Annotated in this window: 13 protein-coding genes and 1 pseudogene; 9 read left to right on the top strand and 5 right to left on the bottom strand. The window is 48.5% G+C overall.

Going from position 1 to position 18,590, the window contains the following annotated elements; genetic code table 11:
* Positions 1–106: pseudogene (locus ACTHTU_RS02060) on the top strand (IS1595 family transposase); the annotation flags it as partial.
* A gap of 49 nt (positions 107–155) precedes the next feature.
* On the opposite strand, the gene rluD reads toward ACTHTU_RS02060, so the two are convergent.
* Positions 156–1,280: a 23S rRNA pseudouridine(1911/1915/1917) synthase RluD gene (gene rluD, locus ACTHTU_RS02055; protein WP_440361610.1), complete on the bottom strand. Its 1,125-nt coding sequence runs from the start codon at positions 1,278–1,280 to the stop codon at positions 156–158.
* Here rluD and ACTHTU_RS02050 point away from each other — a divergent pair.
* From ACTHTU_RS02050 to pflA, 5 genes are all read left to right on the top strand, one after another.
* Complete coding sequence (locus ACTHTU_RS02050) at positions 1,279–2,082, top strand: outer membrane protein assembly factor BamD (RefSeq protein ID WP_003680807.1); 804 nt, start codon at positions 1,279–1,281, stop codon at positions 2,080–2,082. The genes rluD and ACTHTU_RS02050 overlap by 2 nt on opposite strands.
* Before the next feature lie 323 nt (positions 2,083–2,405).
* The gene (locus ACTHTU_RS02045) at positions 2,406–3,563 is read left to right on the top strand and encodes an ATP phosphoribosyltransferase regulatory subunit (protein WP_440361609.1); all 1,158 of its coding nucleotides are present in this window, start codon (positions 2,406–2,408) and stop codon (positions 3,561–3,563) included.
* Positions 3,564–3,606: 43 nt separating this feature from the next.
* Positions 3,607–4,905: an adenylosuccinate synthase gene (locus tag ACTHTU_RS02040; RefSeq protein WP_440361608.1), complete on the top strand. Its 1,299-nt coding sequence runs from the start codon at positions 3,607–3,609 to the stop codon at positions 4,903–4,905.
* 303 nt (positions 4,906–5,208) lie between these two features.
* Positions 5,209–7,494 carry a formate C-acetyltransferase gene (gene pflB, locus ACTHTU_RS02035; protein ID WP_440361607.1) on the top strand — a complete coding sequence of 762 codons (2,286 nt, stop codon included), beginning with the start codon at positions 5,209–5,211 and terminating at the stop codon, positions 7,492–7,494.
* A gap of 138 nt (positions 7,495–7,632) precedes the next feature.
* Entirely contained in the window at positions 7,633–8,439 is an 807-nt protein-coding gene (pflA, locus tag ACTHTU_RS02030; RefSeq protein WP_039862212.1) for a pyruvate formate lyase 1-activating protein, read from the top strand.
* Positions 8,440–8,505: 66 nt separating this feature from the next.
* Here the strand turns inward: pflA and ACTHTU_RS02025 are convergent, their stop codons facing one another.
* Positions 8,506–10,218: a proline--tRNA ligase gene (locus tag ACTHTU_RS02025; protein WP_285071047.1), complete on the bottom strand. Its 1,713-nt coding sequence runs from the start codon at positions 10,216–10,218 to the stop codon at positions 8,506–8,508.
* 496 nt (positions 10,219–10,714) lie between these two features.
* On the opposite strand from ACTHTU_RS02025, the gene fghA reads away from it, so the two are divergent.
* Entirely contained in the window at positions 10,715–11,563 is an 849-nt protein-coding gene (gene fghA / locus ACTHTU_RS02020; protein WP_440361606.1) for an S-formylglutathione hydrolase, read from the top strand.
* Positions 11,564–11,658: 95 nt separating this feature from the next.
* Here the strand turns inward: fghA and recA are convergent, their stop codons facing one another.
* Both recA and aroA read right to left on the bottom strand, forming a co-directional pair.
* Positions 11,659–12,705 (bottom strand): recombinase RecA, encoded by a 1,047-nt coding sequence (gene recA / locus ACTHTU_RS02015; RefSeq protein WP_003680794.1) that lies wholly within the window; start codon positions 12,703–12,705, stop codon positions 11,659–11,661.
* A 147-nt stretch (positions 12,706–12,852) separates the two neighbouring features.
* Positions 12,853–14,145 (bottom strand): 3-phosphoshikimate 1-carboxyvinyltransferase, encoded by a 1,293-nt coding sequence (aroA, locus tag ACTHTU_RS02010; protein ID WP_440361605.1) that lies wholly within the window; start codon positions 14,143–14,145, stop codon positions 12,853–12,855.
* Between the two features lie 299 nt (positions 14,146–14,444).
* Between aroA and cysG the strand changes: the two genes are divergently transcribed.
* The gene (gene cysG, locus ACTHTU_RS02005) at positions 14,445–15,842 is read left to right on the top strand and encodes a siroheme synthase CysG (protein ID WP_440361604.1); all 1,398 of its coding nucleotides are present in this window, start codon (positions 14,445–14,447) and stop codon (positions 15,840–15,842) included.
* A gap of 52 nt (positions 15,843–15,894) precedes the next feature.
* Here the strand turns inward: cysG and ACTHTU_RS02000 are convergent, their stop codons facing one another.
* Positions 15,895–16,500 (bottom strand): CoA pyrophosphatase, encoded by a 606-nt coding sequence (locus ACTHTU_RS02000; protein ID WP_440361603.1) that lies wholly within the window; start codon positions 16,498–16,500, stop codon positions 15,895–15,897.
* Positions 16,501–16,675: 175 nt separating this feature from the next.
* Here ACTHTU_RS02000 and ACTHTU_RS01995 point away from each other — a divergent pair, with 175 nt between their 5' ends.
* Positions 16,676–18,538: a tetratricopeptide repeat protein gene (locus tag ACTHTU_RS01995; RefSeq protein ID WP_440361602.1), complete on the top strand. Its 1,863-nt coding sequence runs from the start codon at positions 16,676–16,678 to the stop codon at positions 18,536–18,538.
* Positions 18,539–18,590: the final 52 nt, after the last annotated feature.

Raw genomic sequence — 18,590 nt, 5'->3', positions numbered from 1 at the left:
CGATCGCAAATCGTTCCCGCTGTTCTTGAAAGAATGCGAATTTCGATTTAACTTCGGCACACCGTCTCAACAGCTTAAAATCCTGCGGGATTGGTGTGGAATTTAGGGCTAATCTACGTCAGCCCCTAATATTTTAGGCCGTCTGAAAAATGGGTTTAATCCCTTACATAAACGACTTCGACATCATAGTCGTCTTCATTCCAATCGTCGTCATCGTCCATGCCGAATTTCTCTTGCCATTCTTCCTCGTTGCTTAGGGACGAATCCAAACCGGCTTCCAGACGCAGGACGGAAAGCAGGTGGTACATATCGTCAGGCATAGGCGCTTCAAAGGAAACGGTTTCGCCGGTTTTTGGGTGTATAAAGCTCAGGCGGTAGGCATGCAGGGCTTGGCGCGCGCCGAGGGCTTTGATGGCTTCTTTAACCGCGTCGCTGCATGGATGGCGTAAGTTGCCGTAAACAGGGTCGGCGGCCAGCGGATGGTTGGCTTCGCGCATATGAACGCGGATTTGGTGCGTGCGGCCGGTTTCGAGCGAGCATTCGATGTAGCTGTGTGCCAGATAACGTTCCAACACTTTGACGTGGGTAATGGCAGGTTTGCCACCGAATTTGACGACTGCCATTTTCAGGCGGTTGTGCGGATCGCGGCCGATTTGGGTTTCGATTTTGCCGTCAAAAGGAACGATGCCGTTGGCGACTGCGCGGTAAATGCGTTTGACTGTGCGCTCTTGAAGCTGTTGAACCAGTGAGTTTTGTGCCGGCAGGGTTTTGGCGACCACCATCAGGCCGCTGGTTTCTTTGTCCAAACGGTGTACGATGCCCGCACGCGGCACTTGGCTTAATTCGGGACAATGCGCCAACAGGCCGTTGAGCAGGGTGCCGCTCCAGTTGCCTGCGGCAGGATGGACGACCAATCCGGCCGGTTTGTTGATGACGATGACGGTATCGTCTTCGTAAATAATGTCCAAATCCATGGGTTCGGGCGTGAACGCGAGGTTTTCTTCGCTCGGACGTACCGTAACGGCAATCAATTCACCGCCTATCATTTTATCTTTGGGTTGCGCGGGCTTATCGTTTACAATGACTGCACCCTCTTTAATCCACGAACTCAGGCGGCTGCGCGAGTAGTCGGGCATGAGTTTGGCCAATACGGCATCCAGCCTTCCGCCCGCCATTTCGAGCGGAACGGTCAAATTAACACAACTTTCTGTTTCAGGGGATGACGGAAAGTCTAAATCATCGCTATAATCGGCTTCGTTATCAAAGGAAGTATTCTGCATGAAAAAAATTCTTTTAGTAGTTTCTTTAGGTTTGGCACTGAGTGCCTGCGCAAATAAAGGCACAATCGATAAAGACGCCCAAATTACTCAAGATTGGAGTGTGGAAAAGCTTTATGCCGAAGCGCAAGACGAATTGAACAGCAACAATTATACGCGAGCTGTCAAGTTATACGAAATTTTAGAATCCCGTTTTCCAAACGGCCGCTATGCCCAGCAGTCCCAGTTGGATACGGCGTATGCCTATTATAAAGACGATGAGCCGGAAAAAGCCTTGGCTGCCATTGCGCGCTTCCAACGCCATCATCCGCAACATCCGAATATGGACTACGCGTTGTACTTGAAAGGTTTGGTCCTGTTTAACGAAGACCAGTCTTTCTTGAACAAGCTGGCTTCTCAAGACTGGTCCGACCGCGACCCAAAAGCCAACCGCGATGCTTATCAGGCGTTTGCCGAGTTGGTGCAACGTTATCCAAACAGCAAATACGCTGCCGATGCAACCGAGCGTATGGCCAAGCTGGTGGACGCTTTGGGCGGTAACGAGATATCTGTGGCACGTTATTACATGAAACGCGGTGCTTATGTCGCAGCGGCCAACCGTGCGCAAAAAATCGTCAGCCGTTACCAAAATACCCGTTACGTCGAAGAAGCTTTGGCGATGATGGAATTGGCGTACAAAAAACTGGACAAGCCGCAACTGGCTGCCGATACACGCCGCGTTTTGGAAACCAACTTTCCGCAAAGCCCGTTCTTGCAACACGAATGGCGATCTGACGATATGCCTTGGTGGCGTTACTGGCGCTAAGCGTCGGGTTGTTCAGGCATGAATTAAGGCCGTCTGAAAATGATGCAGCTATGCATTTGGTTTTCAGACGGCCTTTGTTTTTAATGTTTTTTTACGTTCTCTGTAAACAGGGTGCAAAATTCGTTTTAATATGGTAAAGTCTGATTTTAATAACTCGACGGTTTGAAGCCGTTACTCAGGGGCTGTTTAAATTTAAAATCAGTTTTGTTGAAGCCGCATCGGATTTGCCGTTGATGCATTCAGGAAAATTTCAGTCGTCAGGCTGATTTGGTTTTAAATTTAATCAGCCCTTTATGTTTACAAAAAAACAGAGGTAGATTCTCATGAAGTCTTGGCAGCTTCCTGAACACGTTGCCGACGTGTTACCGACCAATGCCCGACAACTGGAAAGCGCCCGTGAGCGGCTGTTGGCTTTGTTCCGCGTGCATGGTTATGAATTGGTGCAACCGCCGTTGATGGAATACAGCCATTCCTTATTGACACATATCGATGCCGGTTTGTCTTTGAAAACCATTTTGGTCGTCGATCAGCTCAGCGGCCGTCAGCTCGGTATCCGTGCGGATATTACGCCGCAGGTGGCGCGTATTGATGCCCACTTGCTTTCCGCCAACCAAGGCATCAACCGTTTATGCTATGCCGGTTCGGTGCTTCATGCGCGTCCTGACGGATTGCTCAATATGCGCGAGCCTTTGCAGGCGGGCGCGGAAATGTACGGCTTGGAAGGCATTGAAGCGGATATCGAATTGATTGATTTGATGCTGAAAAGTATGAAAATCGCCGACATGGGCGAAGTTTTGCTCTCGTTGGGACATATCGGCGTATTCCGTGCTTTAGCAAATGCCGCGCATTTGGATGAGCAGCAATCGGCAACCCTGCTGTCATCGATGCAGGACAAGGATGCCGAAGCCGTCAGCCAGTTGGTCAAAGAGTGGAAACTCGACGGCATGTGGGCAAAAGCGTTTTCACTGTTGCCCCGACTGTACGGTGGTCGTGAAGTGCTGACTGTGGCTAGAGAGAAATTACCGGAATTGTCCGCAGTCAGTGCGGCCTTGGATGAATTGCAGGCAGTATGCGATGCGTTCCCAAATCAAAAAGTGCATATCGATTTGTCGGAACTGCGCGTTGACAATTACCATACCGGTTTGCTTTACGCGGCTTATGGTTCAAACCGTCATGATGCCGTGGCACGCGGCGGCCGTTATGATGGATTGGGCGGATACTTCGGACGTGCGCGTCCTGCGGCCGGATTCAGTTTTGATTTGCGCAGCTTCATCGGCCGCCTTCCTGCTATCGGACGAGAATCCGTGGTGGCTGTCGATGTAAAAGACATGCCTGTGGCTCATGAAGCGGTAGATGCTTTGCGTGAACAAGGACAATGTGTCGTTATCGATTACGGTATCGGCTATAACGGTTCAGAAGAGGTTACAGGCCGTCTGAAACAGGTAGACGGCGTTTGGAAAGTAATCGCTTTGAACGATTGAGTTTTATTTTGAAATTTTGTATCTGAAATAAGGTTAGATGGCTATGGCTAAAAATGTTGTCGTAATCGGTGCCCAATGGGGTGATGAAGGCAAAGGTAAGATTGTTGACTGGCTGGCGGAAGAAACCAGCGGTGTTGTACGTTTCCAAGGCGGCCACAATGCCGGCCATACTTTGGTCGTCGGTGGTAAAAAAACCATTTTGCGCCTGATTCCAAGCGGCATTTTGCATGAGACTTTGGACTGCTTCATCGGCTCAGGTGTCGTGGTTTCTCCTGAAGCATTGTTGGGTGAAATCGACGAATTGAACGCTGCCGGTGTGAAAAACGTTGAAGGCCGTCTGAAAATTGCGCCAACCTGCCCATTGATTCTGCCTTACCACATTGCGCTTGACCAAGCACGCGAAGCTTCCCGCGGTAAAAGCAAAATTGGTACAACCGGTCGCGGCATCGGCCCAGCCTATGAAGATAAAGTTGCCCGTCGCGCGATTCGCGTGGTGGACTTGTTGCACCCTGAAAAACTGGTTGAAAAACTGGAAGCTGTTTTGGCTTATTACAACGTTCAGCTGCAACACCTGCACAATGCCGAGCCGGTAAAAGTTGAAGATGTGATGGCGGTCATTGAAAAAGTTGCACCGCGCATTACGCCGATGATTACCGATGTTTCCCGTGTTTTGAACGAGAAAAACCGCAGAGGCGAAAGCCTGTTGTTTGAAGGCGCGCAAGGTACGTTGTTGGACATCGACTACGGCACTTATCCGTTTGTCACTTCCTCCAACTGCTTGGCTGGTGCCGCTTCTGCCGGTGCAGGCGTAGGTCCGCAAATGCTGGATTACGTTTTGGGTATCGTTAAAGCCTATACCACCCGCGTGGGTTCCGGTCCATTCCCGACTGAATTGTTTAACGAAGTGGGCGCAGGTTTGGCTGAACGCGGCCATGAATTCGGTTCGGTAACCGGTCGTGCGCGTCGTTGTGGCTGGTTTGACGCGGCTGCTCTGAAACGCTCTATTCAAGTTAACGGCATTTCCGGCATGTGCATTACCAAGCTGGACGTAATGGACGGTATTGAAAACATCAATATCTGCGTAGGCTATGAATTGCCTGATGGCAGCAAAACCGACATTCTGCCTTGCGGCTCTGATGCGGTAGAAACCTGCAAACCGATTTACGAAACCATGCCGGGTTGGAGCGAGTCGACTTTCGGCGTGAAAGAGTACGACAAGCTGCCTGAAAACGCTAAAGCTTATCTGAAACGTATTGAAGAAGTGTGCGGTGCGCCTGTGGCCATTGTTTCAACCGGTCCTGACCGCGAAGAAACCATCGTTTTGCATCATCCGTTTGCTTAATTGATTAAGTGAATAAAAGGCCGTCTGAATTTTTCAGACGGCCTTTTATATGAAATGCAATAAAAATTCAGCCCTGAAGGATGTCTGTCTTCAGGGCTGAATTTTGTATTCTACGCCGTTTTGAAGTACAAATGTTTGGAAAGTGAGATGTAGTACCAAGTAACAATTATTCTCATTGACGTAAATCAAGAAAAACCAAATCTGTAATTTTATTTCATAAAAACCCCTGTAAATAAATGGGTATTGATGTTATCCTTTCAGAAAATTTACAGTCTATATTTTCAATAAAATTAGGAGCTTGATATGTCAAATGATGTTCAGCAACGTCCAGCCGCTTGGGAAGGTTTTGTCGGTGGCAACTGGGAAACCAACGTAGATGTCCGCGATTTTATTCAAAAAAACTACACGCCATATGAAGGCGATGCCTTTTTCTTGGCACCAGCAACCGAAGCCACAACCAAGCTGTGGGCGGAAGTGATGGAAGGTATTAAGGTTGAAAACCGTACGCACGAGCCGTATAAAATCGACGCGCAAATCGTCTCCGGTATTACCAGCCATGCTCCAGGCTATATCGACAAAAATTTGGAAACCATCGTCGGCCTGCAAACAGACGAGCCTTTGAAACGCTCTATCATGCCGTTTGGCGGTTTGAAAATGGTGCAAGACGCGTGCAAAGTGTACAACGTTGAATTGAATCCCGAAGTCAGCGAAATTTTCACCAAATACCGCAAAACCCACAACCAAGGCGTATTTGACGTTTATACACCCGACATCCGCCGCTGCCGTAAATCAGGTGTGATTACCGGCCTGCCGGATGCTTATGGCCGCGGCCGTATTATAGGCGACTACCGCCGCGTGGCATTGTACGGTATCGACTTCTTGATGAAAGACAAACTCAACCAGTTCAACTCACTGCAAGCCGATTTGGAAAACGGTGTGGACTTGGAAGAAGTGATCCGCCGCCGCGAAGAAATCAATGAGCAATATAAAGCATTGAACCAAATGAAAGAAATGGCAGCTTCTTACGGCTACGATATTTCCGGCCCTGCAAAAAATGCACAAGAAGCGATCCAATGGACTTACTTCGCTTACCTTGCTGCCGTTAAATCTCAAAACGGCGCAGCGATGTCCTTCGGCCGTGTATCTTCATTCTTGGATATTTACATCGAACGCGACCTGAAAAACGGTGTGATTACCGAAACCCAAGCTCAAGAATTCATTGACCACTTGGTGATGAAACTGCGTATGGTCCGTTTCCTGCGTACGCCCGAATACGACCAACTCTTCTCCGGCGACCCGATTTGGGCAACCGAATCCATCGGCGGTATGGGCTTGGACGGACGTACGCTGGTAACCCGCACCAACTTCCGCGTGCTGCATACCCTGTACAACATGGGCCCGTCTCCTGAGCCAAACATCACTGTATTGTGGTCAGAACAACTGCCTCAAGGCTTTAAAGAATTCTGCGCCAAAGTATCCATCGATACTTCGTCCATCCAATACGAAAACGACGATTTGATGCGCCCTGACTTCAATAGCGACGACTACGCCATTGCCTGCTGCGTCAGCCCGATGGTGGTCGGCAAACAAATGCAGTTCTTCGGCGCACGTGCTAACTTGGCTAAAACTCTGCTGTACGCAATCAACGGCGGCGTGGATGAAAAATCTAAAGAGCAAGTTGGTCCGAAAACCGAGCCGATTATGGACGAAGTTTTGGACTACGACACTGTCTTTGAGCGCATGGACAAATTCATGGATTGGTTGGCAACCCAATACGTTACCGCGCTGAACATTATTCACTACATGCACGACAAATACAGCTACGAAGCCGCGTTGATGGCGTTGCATGACCGTGATGTGAAACGTACGATGGCATGTGGTATCGCTGGTTTGTCTGTGGCTGCCGACTCATTGTCCGCCATTAAATATGCCAAAGTGAAACCGATTCGTGACGAAAACGGCATTGCCGTTGACTTTGAAATCGAAGGCGAATACCCACAATTTGGTAACAACGATGACCGCGTTGACGATATCGCCTGCGATTTGGTTGAACGCTTCATGAAAAAAGTGGCAACCCACAAAACTTACCGCAACGCCACTCCGACTCAGTCTGTACTGACTATTACCTCCAACGTTGTTTACGGTAAGAAAACCGGTAATACTCCAGACGGCCGCCGTGCAGGCGCTCCGTTTGGTCCGGGTGCAAACCCAATGCACGGCCGTGACGTCAACGGTGCAGTTGCTTCATTGACTTCTGTAGCCAAACTGCCATTTGAGTTTGCCAAAGACGGTATTTCCTATACCTTCTCCATTATTCCTGGTGCGTTGGGTAAAGACGAGCATTCTCGCGAACGCAACCTTGCCGGTTTGATGGACGGTTATTTCCACCATGAAGACGGTATTTTGGAAGGTGGTCAACACTTGAACGTCAACGTATTGAATCGCGAGACTTTGGAAGATGCAATGCACAATCCGGAGAAATATCCGCAGTTGACCATTCGTGTGTCCGGTTATGCGGTTCGCTTCAACTCGCTGACCCGCGAACAACAGCTTGATGTGATTACCCGTACGTTCACAGAAACCATGTAATCGGGTGGCGAAACGAACCGGAAGCTAAATTTGCGTTTAGTTTGTTTTGAAACAAAGCTCCGAGGCCGTCTGAAATGTTCAGACGGCCTTTATTATCGTACAATCCATATAAGCAAAAACATTTTTGAGCCGAACACTATGTCCACGACTTTTGCCATTACCCCCGAGCCGGCACTGAAAGACCTTGGCCACCGTCACTATAACGGCAAAGGCATTATTCATTCGATTGAATCTTGCGGTGCTGTCGATGGTCCGGGTTTGCGCTACGTGCTCTTTTTGCAAGGTTGCCTGATGCGCTGCCTGTATTGCCATAATCGCGACACATGGGATCTCCATACTGAGCAGGCGCAGGAATTGGATGTGGCAACCGTGATGAAGCAGGTCATGACTTATCGTCATTATCTGCGTGCGACAGGCGGAGGCGTAACGGCAACCGGCGGCGAGCCGTTATTGCAATATGAGTTTGTACGCGATTGGTTTACGGCCTGTCGGGAACACGATATCCATACCTGTCTTGACAGCAATGGCTATGCTTTGCACTATGATTCGATTTTGGATGATTTGCTCGATCATACCAATTTGGTCATGCTCGACTTAAAACAAATCGATCCTGAAATTCATAAAGTGCTTGTCGGTATCCCTAATACCAAAACGCTGAAATTCGCGCGCTATCTTGCCGAACGCAATCAGCCGACGCGTGTACGTTATGTGGTTGTTCCAGGCTACACTGATGATGAGCGTTCAGCGCATTTATTGGGCGAGTTTATCGGTGATATGGATAATGTCGAAATGGTCGAGCTTTTGCCGTATCACGAATTGGGCGCACACAAATGGGCTTTGTGCGGCGACGAATACAAATTAAAAGGTGTACATCCGCCGCCTAAAGAAACCATTTTGAAAATCAAAGAAATATTAGAGAGTTACGGAAAAAATATTATTTATTAAAACAGAAAAAGGCCGTCTGAAACGAAATAATCAGTTTCAGACGGCCTTTTCATGATTGAAAAAGACTTAAGCGTTCAATGCGGCCAAAACCTTGGCGACAACTTCTGATACCGCAACGGCTTGAGCCTGATTATCACGGCGCTCGGCATATTCGACATTGCCTTCTTTTAAGGCGCGATCGCCGATCACGATGCGGTGAGGAATACCCAACAGCTCGGAGTCATTCAGCAATACGCCCGCACGTTCGTCGCGGTCATCCAACAATACATCTGCACCGGCAGCCAAAAGCTCGGCATAGATTTTGTCGGCGGCTTCGCGTACAGCTTCTGATTTTTTGTAGTTCATCGGCACGATAACGACTTCAAACGGCGCCATTGCTTTGGTCCAAACAATGCCTTTTTCGTCGTTGTTTTGCTCGATGGCGGCGGCAACAACGCGGGTAATACCGATACCGTAGCAGCCCATTTCCATGATTTGGGATTTGCCGTTATTATCCAAGAAGCTGACATTCATGGCTTGGGTATATTTGTCGCGCAATTGGAAGACATGGCCGACTTCAATACCGCGCGCCAGTTTCAGACGGCCTTGTTCGTCAGGGCTGATATCGCCTTCGATGACATTGCGCAAATCGACAAATTCAGGCTCAGCAGCATCTCGGCCGAAGTTGAAGCCGGTATAGTGGTAGTCGTCTTCGTTCGCGCCGATAACCCAGTCTGCGCCTTTTTCGGTGGCGAAATCGGCATAGACTTTACCTTTGAAGCCGACAGGGCCGAGAGAGCCGCCGTTTGCACCGAACTGTTCAACAATCGCGGCAGGGCTTGCCATGGTCAGCGGTGATTTCACGCCGGCCAGTTTTTCTGCCTTGATGTCGTTAAATTCATGGTCGCCACGCAACAGCAGCAGGATGAGTTCGCCTTCGTTTTCGCCTTCAACCACGATGGATTTGAGGGTTTGTTCAACCGGAATATTGAGGAATTCAACCAAAGACTCAATGGTTTTGACGTTTGGTGTATGTACTTTGGTCAACTCGGCATGAGCAGCGGCGCGTTCGCCTTTAAGTGGCAAGGTAGGTGCCAATTCGATATTGGCGGCGTAATCAGAAGTGTCGCTATATGCAATAACGTCTTCGCCGCTCTCTGCCAATACTTGGAATTCGTGAGAGCCGGTACCACCGATGCTGCCGGTGTCTGCGGCGACGGGGCGGAATTCCAAGCCCAGACGGGTAAAGATACGACAGTAAGCGTCGTACATATCTTGATAGGTCGTCTGAAGCGAGGCATAGTCGGCATGGAAGGAATAAGCGTCTTTCATGACGAACTCGCGCGCACGCATCACACCAAAGCGCGGACGCACTTCATCGCGGAATTTGGTTTGGATGTGATAAAAGTTTTTCGGCAGTTGTTTGTAGCTGTTGACTTCTTTGCGCACGATGTCGGCAATGACTTCTTCACAAGTAGGACCCATACAGAAATCACGGTCATGACGGTCTTTCAGGCGCAGCAGTTCTTTACCGTAAAACTCCCAGCGGCCGGATTCCTGCCACAGTTCGGCAGGTTGTACCACCGGCATCAGCAGCTCCACGCTACCTGCGCGGGCCATTTCTTCGCGCACGATATTTTCAACTTTGCGCAATACGCGCAGACCCATCGGCATCCAAGTATAAAGACCTGATGCGTTGGCTTTGATCAAGCCGGCACGAATCATCAGCTTGTGGCTGGCAAGTACGGCTTCGGCAGGGGCTTCTTTAAGGGTAGAAATGAAGAACTGGGAGGCTTTCATGGCGTATTTTTCTTTCTTAAAAATAAGTGCGTATTGTAACGCAAAATGTATGGCCGCGTGTCTTTTGAATGGCACCTGATGAAATCGGCCGTTGTTTTACGCAGCTTTTGATTCGGGGCGATTTTTAGGGATGTCAACCCTAATTTATGCACAAAGCCGCATAACCTTGTTTTACCTATAAATTTTCACTGTATGATTATAGTAAAATATTATAAATATAACTATTTGATTTTATTATATTTTATTTGATTAAATTTTAGTCAATTTAAGACTTGGTTTGTTCCTAAAGAAAATTTTACGATTACCCAAAGCTTATCAACAGATTTATCCACAGAGATTGTGTATAGATTTTAAATGCTGTCGGCGTAATGATTTCGCATGATTGGCAAGCCTTGTTTAAAGCAGATTTGGTTGCCTTAAAAAGATGGGGCAACAACACGATGGGCAGGTTTTGCGCTAACATTCTGCTTATTGTTGTTTCCTTACAAGGAATAAAATGAAAAATTCAGAATTGCATTTGCTGGAACGCAGAAAGATGTTTAACGGGTATCAGGAACGGTACCGCCATTTTTCTCAAACCTGCCGGACGGATATGGTATTTGATGTCTATCTGCCGCCACAAGTCTTAAAAGGTTATCCCGCGCCTGTTTTATATTTTCTTTCCGGCTTAAATAGTGATGGTTCTGAATTGGTTCGGCAAAGCGGAATCCAACGTTTTGCAGCGCAATGGAATATTATTGTGGTTTTTCCGGATACCTCGCCACGCGGTCAGCATGTTGCCGACAGCGGTGAATATTATCTTGGACAGGGCGCTGGATTTTATGTCAATGCAACTGAAGCACCTTGGGCGCAGCATTACCAAATGGAGAGCTATATCAGCCAAGAATTGCCTGATTTGATCGAGCATCATTTCCCGGTAATGAAAGAGCGCAGCATTGCAGGTTTCAGTATGGGCGGGCATGGTGCGTTGCATTTGGCTTTGAAGCATTCTGGTCGATATGCTGCGGTTTCCGCTTTTGCGCCTTTATGTCATCCCGTCGATACGGAAGGCGGCAGGCAGGCGTTTTCTGCTTATTTGGGGCAAAACGTGGAAACATGGAAACGCTATGACAGTACAGAGCTGCTTCAGACGGCCTCGTATAAATTGCCTGTTTTGATTGATGTCGGCAGTGAAGATGCTTTGTATCCTGAGGTCCTGCAACCGGAAGGGTTTGTCCGCTCAGCGCGTGAAAAAGGTTTCAATATCCAATATAAAGTACGCCCGGGCTATGGGCATGACTATTTCTTTATTGCCAGCTTTATCGATTCGCATATTGAGTTTCACGCTCAGGCATTAGGGCTTTAAGCAGCATTGAATAAAAGGCCGTCTGAAATCCGATTAATGGTCGGATTTCAGACGGCCTTTATTTGGTCTTTTTTGACCTTTTATTTCAAATAGACTTATTCCTCAGGACGTTCGCCGTCGGTATCGTCCAATTTGCCTTCGGTGATATCGACATTGATACCGACTGCCGCACGGATTTTGGCATCGATTTCGTTGGCGATATCAGGGTTTTCTTTCAGCCAAACGCGTACATTGTCTTTACCTTGGCCGATTTTTGCGCCGTTGTAGCTGTACCATGCACCGGATTTCTCAACGATGTCATGTTTGACGCCCAAGTCGATCAATTCACCTTCCCAGCTGATGCCTTCGCCGTAAAGAATGTCGAATTCGGCTTGACGGAATGGAGGCGCAACTTTGTTTTTGATAACTTTGACTTTGGTTTCGTTACCAATAACGTCATCGCCTTTTTTAATTTGACCGGTACGGCGGATGTCGAGGCGGACGGAGGCATAGAATTTGAGCGCGTTACCGCCGGTCGTGGTTTCAGGGCTGCCGAACATCACGCCGATTTTCATACGGATTTGGTTAATGAAAACAACCAATGTATTAGTGCGTTTAATGTGGCCGGTCAGTTTGCGCAGGGCTTGGCTCATGAGGCGGGCTTGTAGGCCGACATGGCTGTCGCCCATTTCGCCTTCGATCTCGGCTTTAGGCACAAGTGCGGCTACGGAGTCGACAACAACCATATCGATACCGCCTGAGCGTACCAATGTATCACAGATTTCCAATGCCTGTTCGCCGGTATCCGGTTGGGAGAGATAGAGTTCTTCGACTTTTACACCGAGTTTGCGGGCGTAAATCGGGTCAAAAGCATGCTCGGCATCGATGAATGCACAGATGCCGCCATTTTTTTGGCATTGGGCAATGGCTTCGAGACAGAGTGTGGTTTTACCGGAGGATTCCGGGCCGAAAATTTCAACCACGCGGCCGCGGGGCAGACCGCCGACGCCGAGTGCCAAGTCCACGCCGAGGGAGCCGGTGGAAATAACATCAAGGTTTTCTTCCTGTTGGCTGCCGTCCATTTTCATGATGGAGCCTTTGCCGAAGTTTTTTTCGATTTGGGCAAGGGCGGCGGCTAAGGCTTTGCTTTTTTCGTCTGACATGTTTTCTCTCCGAAAGGAAATATGAATCGCTAAGAATTTATTTAGCTATTATCGCATAAATTAAGAAAAAGTATAGTTTTATTTTTATTTTTCAGACGGTCTGTGTTTTTTGTATGCAACAGGCCGTCTGAAACTTTGAATAATCAATCAGTTGGTCAATGATGCAAAAACTTGGAAATAGTCGGGGAAAGTTTTATGCGTACATTTCGGGTCGTTGATGATGATGGGAACGCCCAAAAGCGAAGCCAGTGAGAAACACATGGCCATGCGGTGGTCGTCGTAAGTATCGATGACGGCATCGGGGGTAAGTGTTTCGGGCGGCGTAATATGAATGGCTTCGGCTTCTTCAACGACTTCTGCACCCAGTTTGCGCAGTTCGGTTGCCATGGCGGTGATACGGTCGGTTTCTTTGACGCGCCATGAGCCGATATTGCGCAGGGTGCAGGGCTGTTTGGTGGCCAGTGCGACGATAGCCAGAGTCATGGCCGCATCAGGAATATGGTTGGCATCCAAATCAAAAGCCTGAATATTGCGCTCGGCAGGACGGGAAATTTCAACAAAATTTTCGCCCCAAATGACATCTGCGCCGATTTTCTCCAGTTCACGCGCAAAGGCAACGTCGCCTTGGATGCTGTGTGCGCCGATACCGGTTACGCGGATGGGTGTACCCGCAATCAGGCCTGCGCCTAAGAAATAAGATGCGCTGGAGGCATCGCCTTCTACATATAAATGTTCGGGCGCATGATATTTGGCACCGGCCGGGATTTTAAATACACGGTAGTCTTCATTAATGATGTCTACACCGAACTGCGCCATCAGTTTGAGCGTGATATCGATATAAGGTTTGGAAATCAACTCGCCTACCATGTGGATTTCAAATGCTTGTCTGGTTAAGGGCAAAGCCATTAGCAGGGCGGTCAGGAATTGGCTGGAAACATTGCCTTTGATCGGAATCACACGCTCGCCGTTGTCTTGGCGTTTGCCGATCTGAAGCGGCGGATAGTTTTCATTGCCCAGATATTCTATGTCTGCACCTGCAATGCGCAGCGCATCCACCAAATCGCCGATGGGGCGTTCGTGCATACGCGGTACGCCGTGCAGATGATAGTCGCCGCCCAAAATGGCAAGCGCAGCAGTCAAGGGGCGGAATGCCGTACCGGCGTTGCCTAAAAACAAATCAGCGGTTTGGTTGGGAAAGCGGCCGCCGGTGCCATGAACTTTCAGACGGCCTTCAGGTAAAGATTCAATTTGCACGCCGAGTTTGTCGAGTGCTTCAAGCATTCGGTCGGTATCGTCGGATTTGAGCAAAGAATGGATTTCGCAAACGTTGTCGGAGAGTGCCGCCAAGAGCAGCGTGCGGTTGCTGATGCTTTTGGAGCCGGGCAGGGCAACGGTGGAGGGCTTGAGTGTGGAAGCGGGCAGGCGGATGGATTCGGTCATGGCTGGACTAAGCTCGTTTGAATTGTAAATAGACCGATATTATACGCAGGCAAAGGCCGTCTGAAAAATGAAGAGGTCGCAATTTATTTGTGAAAAAATGAATTTTTATATCGTTACACAATTTTCCAATCATTTATTTTGAAATTTTCTGCTCCTGTTTTGTGTTTGCCGCTATAACTTATTTTGTTGTGGCAGGTATATAACCAAACACCATAAGAAAATCAGAAACCATTCTTTCCTATTTTTTCAGACGGCCTTTAATATCGGCGGACAATCATTGATAAAGCAAGAACACGACCATGAGCCATTATCCTTTGTTTGCCGATTTGAGAGACCGCCCAGTTTTACTGGCAGGTGCGGGCAAGGTTGCCGAGCGCAAGGCGGAAAGCCTGTTGTCTGCCGGAGCGCATGTGCGTGTTGTTGCGGAAACTTTGAATCCGCAGTTTCAGCAATGGGCGGCTGAAGGGAAAATAGTTTGGCTGGGCGGCTTGTTTGAAGAAGCCATGTTGGACGAGGTGTATTTCGTTATTGCGGCGACGGATAATGGCATGTTTAACCGCCGTGTTTTTGAATCGGCGGAACGACGGGCGAAATTGTGCAATACGGTGGATACGGCAGATTTGTGTTCGTTTATCGTGCCTGCCGTGGTGGATAGGGGGCCATTGAAGATCGCCATATCCAGCGGAGGTACTGCGCCTGTATTGGCACGGAAATGGCAGCAGATTATTGAAACATTGATTCCGCTGCATACGGGCACGATGGCGCGTATTGCCGGTAAATGGCGCGAAAAGGTTAAGCAAACGCTGAATAATGTCGAACAACGCCGTTATTTTTGGGAAAAGTTATTCGACAGCCGTTTCAGTATTTTTGCGGCTCAAAACAATATCGAGGCGGCAGAACGTGAATTGATCACGCAGTTGAATCGGGAAACGCCGTTTGGCGGCGAGGTGGTTTTGGTGGGGGCAGGGCCGGGAGATCCGGGCTTGCTGACCATACATGCTTTGCAGGCAATTCAGGCTGCGGATACCGTGTTTTACGATGCTTTGGTGTCGGATGAGATTTTAGCGATGGTGCGTAAAGATGCGGTGAAAATCAGCGTGGGCAAACGCGCCGGTGCGCACCATGTTCAGCAGGAAGAAACCAATCGTCTCTTGGTTGAACACGCTCAAAAAGGCGAGCGCGTAGTGAGGTTGAAAGGCGGCGATCCTTTTGTGTTCGGACGTGGTGGGGAAGAGGTGCAAACCCTGCATCAGGCCGGAATTGCCTACCGCATTGTGCCGGGCATTACTGCTGCACTTGGAGCTACTGCTTATGCCGGTATTCCGTTAACCCATCGCGATTGCGCCCAAAGTGCTTTATTTGTAACTGGCCACAGTAAACACGAGGGCAATCAGCCTGATTGGCAGACTTTGGCTTTAAGCCGTCAAACGCTGGTAATCTATATGGGCACGCTTAAAGCGGCTGAGATTGCGGAAAAACTGATGGCTTATGGCAGGCAGCCTTCTACACCTGTTGCCGTGATTTCCAATGGGACTTTACCGCATCAAACCGTGCGGACAGGCCGTCTGAAAGATTTGGACTTGTTGGCTGCCGAAGCAGAGCGTCCGGCTTTAATGGTGATTGGCGAAGTGGTTGCCCTGCGCGATGAGATGAAATGGTTTGGAGAATTTGTCGAATGCTATGAAGAAGCTGCGTAAAGAGAATGGATTAAATCAGGCCGTCTGAATATTGGTTTCAGACGGCCTTGCCTTATTTAAAAGCTTGGCAATATTGTTGATAACGTTCTGCCAATCCATATAGGATGATTGCTGTCAGTCCCCAGATGTCGTAGTGCCGAAAAGGTAGGGCGGGGAGGGCGAGGGTTTGATTGTTGTGATGAAGCTGGCGGAATGTGTAGTTTTGCAGGTTTAAGGCGAAATCCAAAGGCAGATAAAAAATTTCAGCTACTTCATCGGGATTGGCTTTGGGGTTGACGGGCTGGACGCAAACTGCCGGAACAGGCGTAACACGGTAGCCGGAAGGCGTGTCATAAAAGGGTAGCGGCGCAAAAGTCTGCCATGCGGTAATCGGAATGGCGGTTTCTTCATAAGCTTCTCTTAACGCCGTTGCCGTTAGGCTGTCGTCTTGGGTATCTTTGCGGCCGCCGGCAAAGGCGATTTGTCCAGTGTGCTGTCTTAAGGTTTCGGCCCTTTTGGTCAGTAAAATTTGCCACGCTCCTTCATGCAAGACAATGCCGACCAAAACGGCTGCTTCTTTGACTGTTTGGGCGGTAAATAATTGATTGCGCTCTGCTTGCATACGGCTGCTGAAGCGTGAAGCTTGAGTTAGGAAATGGATAAGGTGGTCGGTATTCATTTTTGGCGCTGATCGTTTTATGCAGATGAGGATTACACAAGGTTTACGGTTACCGTGTCAACAAAATAGGGTGCGTGTGTTACAGTTATGCCTGAATGATAAATAAAGCTTTGCGTCTGTTTTGCAAGTGCTTAGGCCGTCTGAAAATGCCGGCAGGTTCTCAAAAAGGATAGTTATGTTGTTTTCCCCATCCCGTATTCGAGTGGCAGCTACGGCTGTCATGATGTTGTTTGCTACACAAACTTTTGCCGCGCCCGGCGATTCAAATACAGTTTTTGAATCGGCTAAGATTATTAAAAAGAAAAGCCGTGCCGACCGTTTTTCTCCCGAAGAGCGTGAGCAGGAGCGGATACGTCTGTTGGGTATACAAAACCGCACATCGCAGGTTTTTACTTTGTTAAATTCAGAACTGGCCTTGCAAAAGGGTGATGCGGCTTCTGCACTGTTTACTTATATTTTAACGTTGCATCGCACCAAATCTCCCGAAGTGGCCGAACGCGCTTTGGAGATGGCGGTTTCTTTAAACGCGTTTGAACAGGCTGAAGCCATTTACCAAAAATGGCGTGAAATCGAGCCGGAGCCTGGTGAAACTCAAAAGCGTATGACTTGGTTGCGCAATTTGCTGCTGGGCAAAGCCGATAAGAATTTGAGCGGATTGGACAAGGTAATTACCGGCGGTAGTGAAGATGAGCAAAAGCGCGTGTTCCTGCTTTTGGCACAAACCGCAGCCCAACAGCCGAATCTGACCAGCGATGCGGTCAAACAGGTGCATAAAACGGCCTTGAATTATAAAGACTTCCCTGAAGCGGCGATTGCGGATGCAATTTTTAGTGCAAAAGACGGTCAAAAGAAACACGCCATTGCGGCATTGCAGAGATTGGCTAAGTTGGACAATGAAATTCTGCCGCCTACTTTTGTTACATTGAGACTGATGGCGCAACGGCATCCTGATATTCTGGACGGCTTTTTCAAAGAGACAGACACCAAAACCTTATCTCCGATTTGGCAGGAATTGGATATCGCCAATTTGATCGCCCATGGCCAAAATGATAAGGCTTTTAAGCGTTTGCAGACTTTGTTGGAAGAAAATCCAAACCCTGATTTGTATATTCAGGCCGCCTTATTGTCCGCCAGCAAAACGGAAAATATTTCTGCGGTAAACAGCTATCTGGAAAAGGCTTATAAAGCTGGTACGGAAGAGCAGCGCAGCCGTGCGGCGTTGATTGGCGCGGTTTCTTATAATGATGTTGAAGAATTAACCAAAGCTAAACAATGGCTGGATAAGGTAACGGCTACAGCTTATACGTTTGATAAAACCATTTTGGCCGCTTCTATCGAAGCCAAACAGGGCAACCATAAAGAGGCTTGGGCTTTGGTGCAACGCGCACAAAAAATGCCCGAGCGAAGAGGACGTTATTTTGAAGCCAGTGATTTGCTGAGTACGGCTTTGTTCGTATTGTCTAAAAATACTAATCTTCAAGAATCGTTGAACGCTTTGAACAGCTTGGTAAATTCCACCGAAAAATCCTTGAAAACCCAAGCTTCTCCCGAGCTGCTTGCCAATGTGCTGTATCAGCGTTCGATGGTTTATGAGAAGCTGAATCAGCCAGGAAAGGCGATTGCCGATTTACGCCGTGTGGTAGAGCTGTATCCGGATAATCCGCACGGTTGGAATGCTTTGGGCTATACCTTGTTGTCCAACGGCAAGGATTTGGACGAGGCCTTCAAAATGGTTCAGACGGCCTATCAAATGGAGCCGGAAAGCGCAGCAATTAATGATAGTGTAGGTTGGGCTTATTATCTTAAAGGCGATGCCCAAATGGCTTTGCCGTATATCCAATATGCCTATGAAAAAGAACCTGAGGCCGAAGTTGCCGCGCATTTGGGCGAAGTCCTATGGACGCTTGGTGACCAAGATAAAGCCAAAGAAATCTGGAATGACGGCTTGAAACGCGGAAGCAATCTCCGAGTATTAAAAGAGACAATGTCCAAATTCGGTATAACGTCCAGTAAACCGCATACTCAAAAACACAAATAGAACCAAAAGGCCGTCTGAAAAGAGTTTGATTTCAGACGGCCTATGAAGGAAT

This window comes from Neisseria sp. P0020.S005 (assembly GCF_051957055.1).
GTDB lineage: Bacteria > Pseudomonadota > Gammaproteobacteria > Burkholderiales > Neisseriaceae > Neisseria > Neisseria subflava_A.
The sequence above is the reverse complement of the archived record's forward strand: the minus strand, read 5'-3'. Positions and strand labels throughout refer to the sequence as shown.

Excerpts from the sequence above, each read along its gene's own strand:
- ACTHTU_RS02050 (WP_003680807.1), top strand. The coding sequence starts at position 1,279 with ATGAAAAAAATTCTTTTAGTAGTTTCTTTAGGTTTGGCACTGAGTGCC.
- rluD (WP_440361610.1), bottom strand. The coding sequence starts at position 1,280 with ATGCAGAATACTTCCTTTGATAACGAAGCCGATTATAGCGATGATTTA.
- ACTHTU_RS02045 (WP_440361609.1), top strand. The coding sequence starts at position 2,406 with ATGAAGTCTTGGCAGCTTCCTGAACACGTTGCCGACGTGTTACCGACC.
- ACTHTU_RS02040 (WP_440361608.1), top strand. The coding sequence starts at position 3,607 with ATGGCTAAAAATGTTGTCGTAATCGGTGCCCAATGGGGTGATGAAGGC.
- pflB (WP_440361607.1), top strand. The coding sequence starts at position 5,209 with ATGTCAAATGATGTTCAGCAACGTCCAGCCGCTTGGGAAGGTTTTGTC.
- pflA (WP_039862212.1), top strand. The coding sequence starts at position 7,633 with ATGTCCACGACTTTTGCCATTACCCCCGAGCCGGCACTGAAAGACCTT.
- ACTHTU_RS02025 (WP_285071047.1), bottom strand. The coding sequence starts at position 10,218 with ATGAAAGCCTCCCAGTTCTTCATTTCTACCCTTAAAGAAGCCCCTGCC.
- fghA (WP_440361606.1), top strand. The coding sequence starts at position 10,715 with ATGAAAAATTCAGAATTGCATTTGCTGGAACGCAGAAAGATGTTTAAC.
- recA (WP_003680794.1), bottom strand. The coding sequence starts at position 12,705 with ATGTCAGACGAAAAAAGCAAAGCCTTAGCCGCCGCCCTTGCCCAAATC.
- aroA (WP_440361605.1), bottom strand. The coding sequence starts at position 14,145 with ATGACCGAATCCATCCGCCTGCCCGCTTCCACACTCAAGCCCTCCACC.
- cysG (WP_440361604.1), top strand. The coding sequence starts at position 14,445 with ATGAGCCATTATCCTTTGTTTGCCGATTTGAGAGACCGCCCAGTTTTA.
- ACTHTU_RS02000 (WP_440361603.1), bottom strand. The coding sequence starts at position 16,500 with ATGAATACCGACCACCTTATCCATTTCCTAACTCAAGCTTCACGCTTC.
- ACTHTU_RS01995 (WP_440361602.1), top strand. The coding sequence starts at position 16,676 with ATGTTGTTTTCCCCATCCCGTATTCGAGTGGCAGCTACGGCTGTCATG.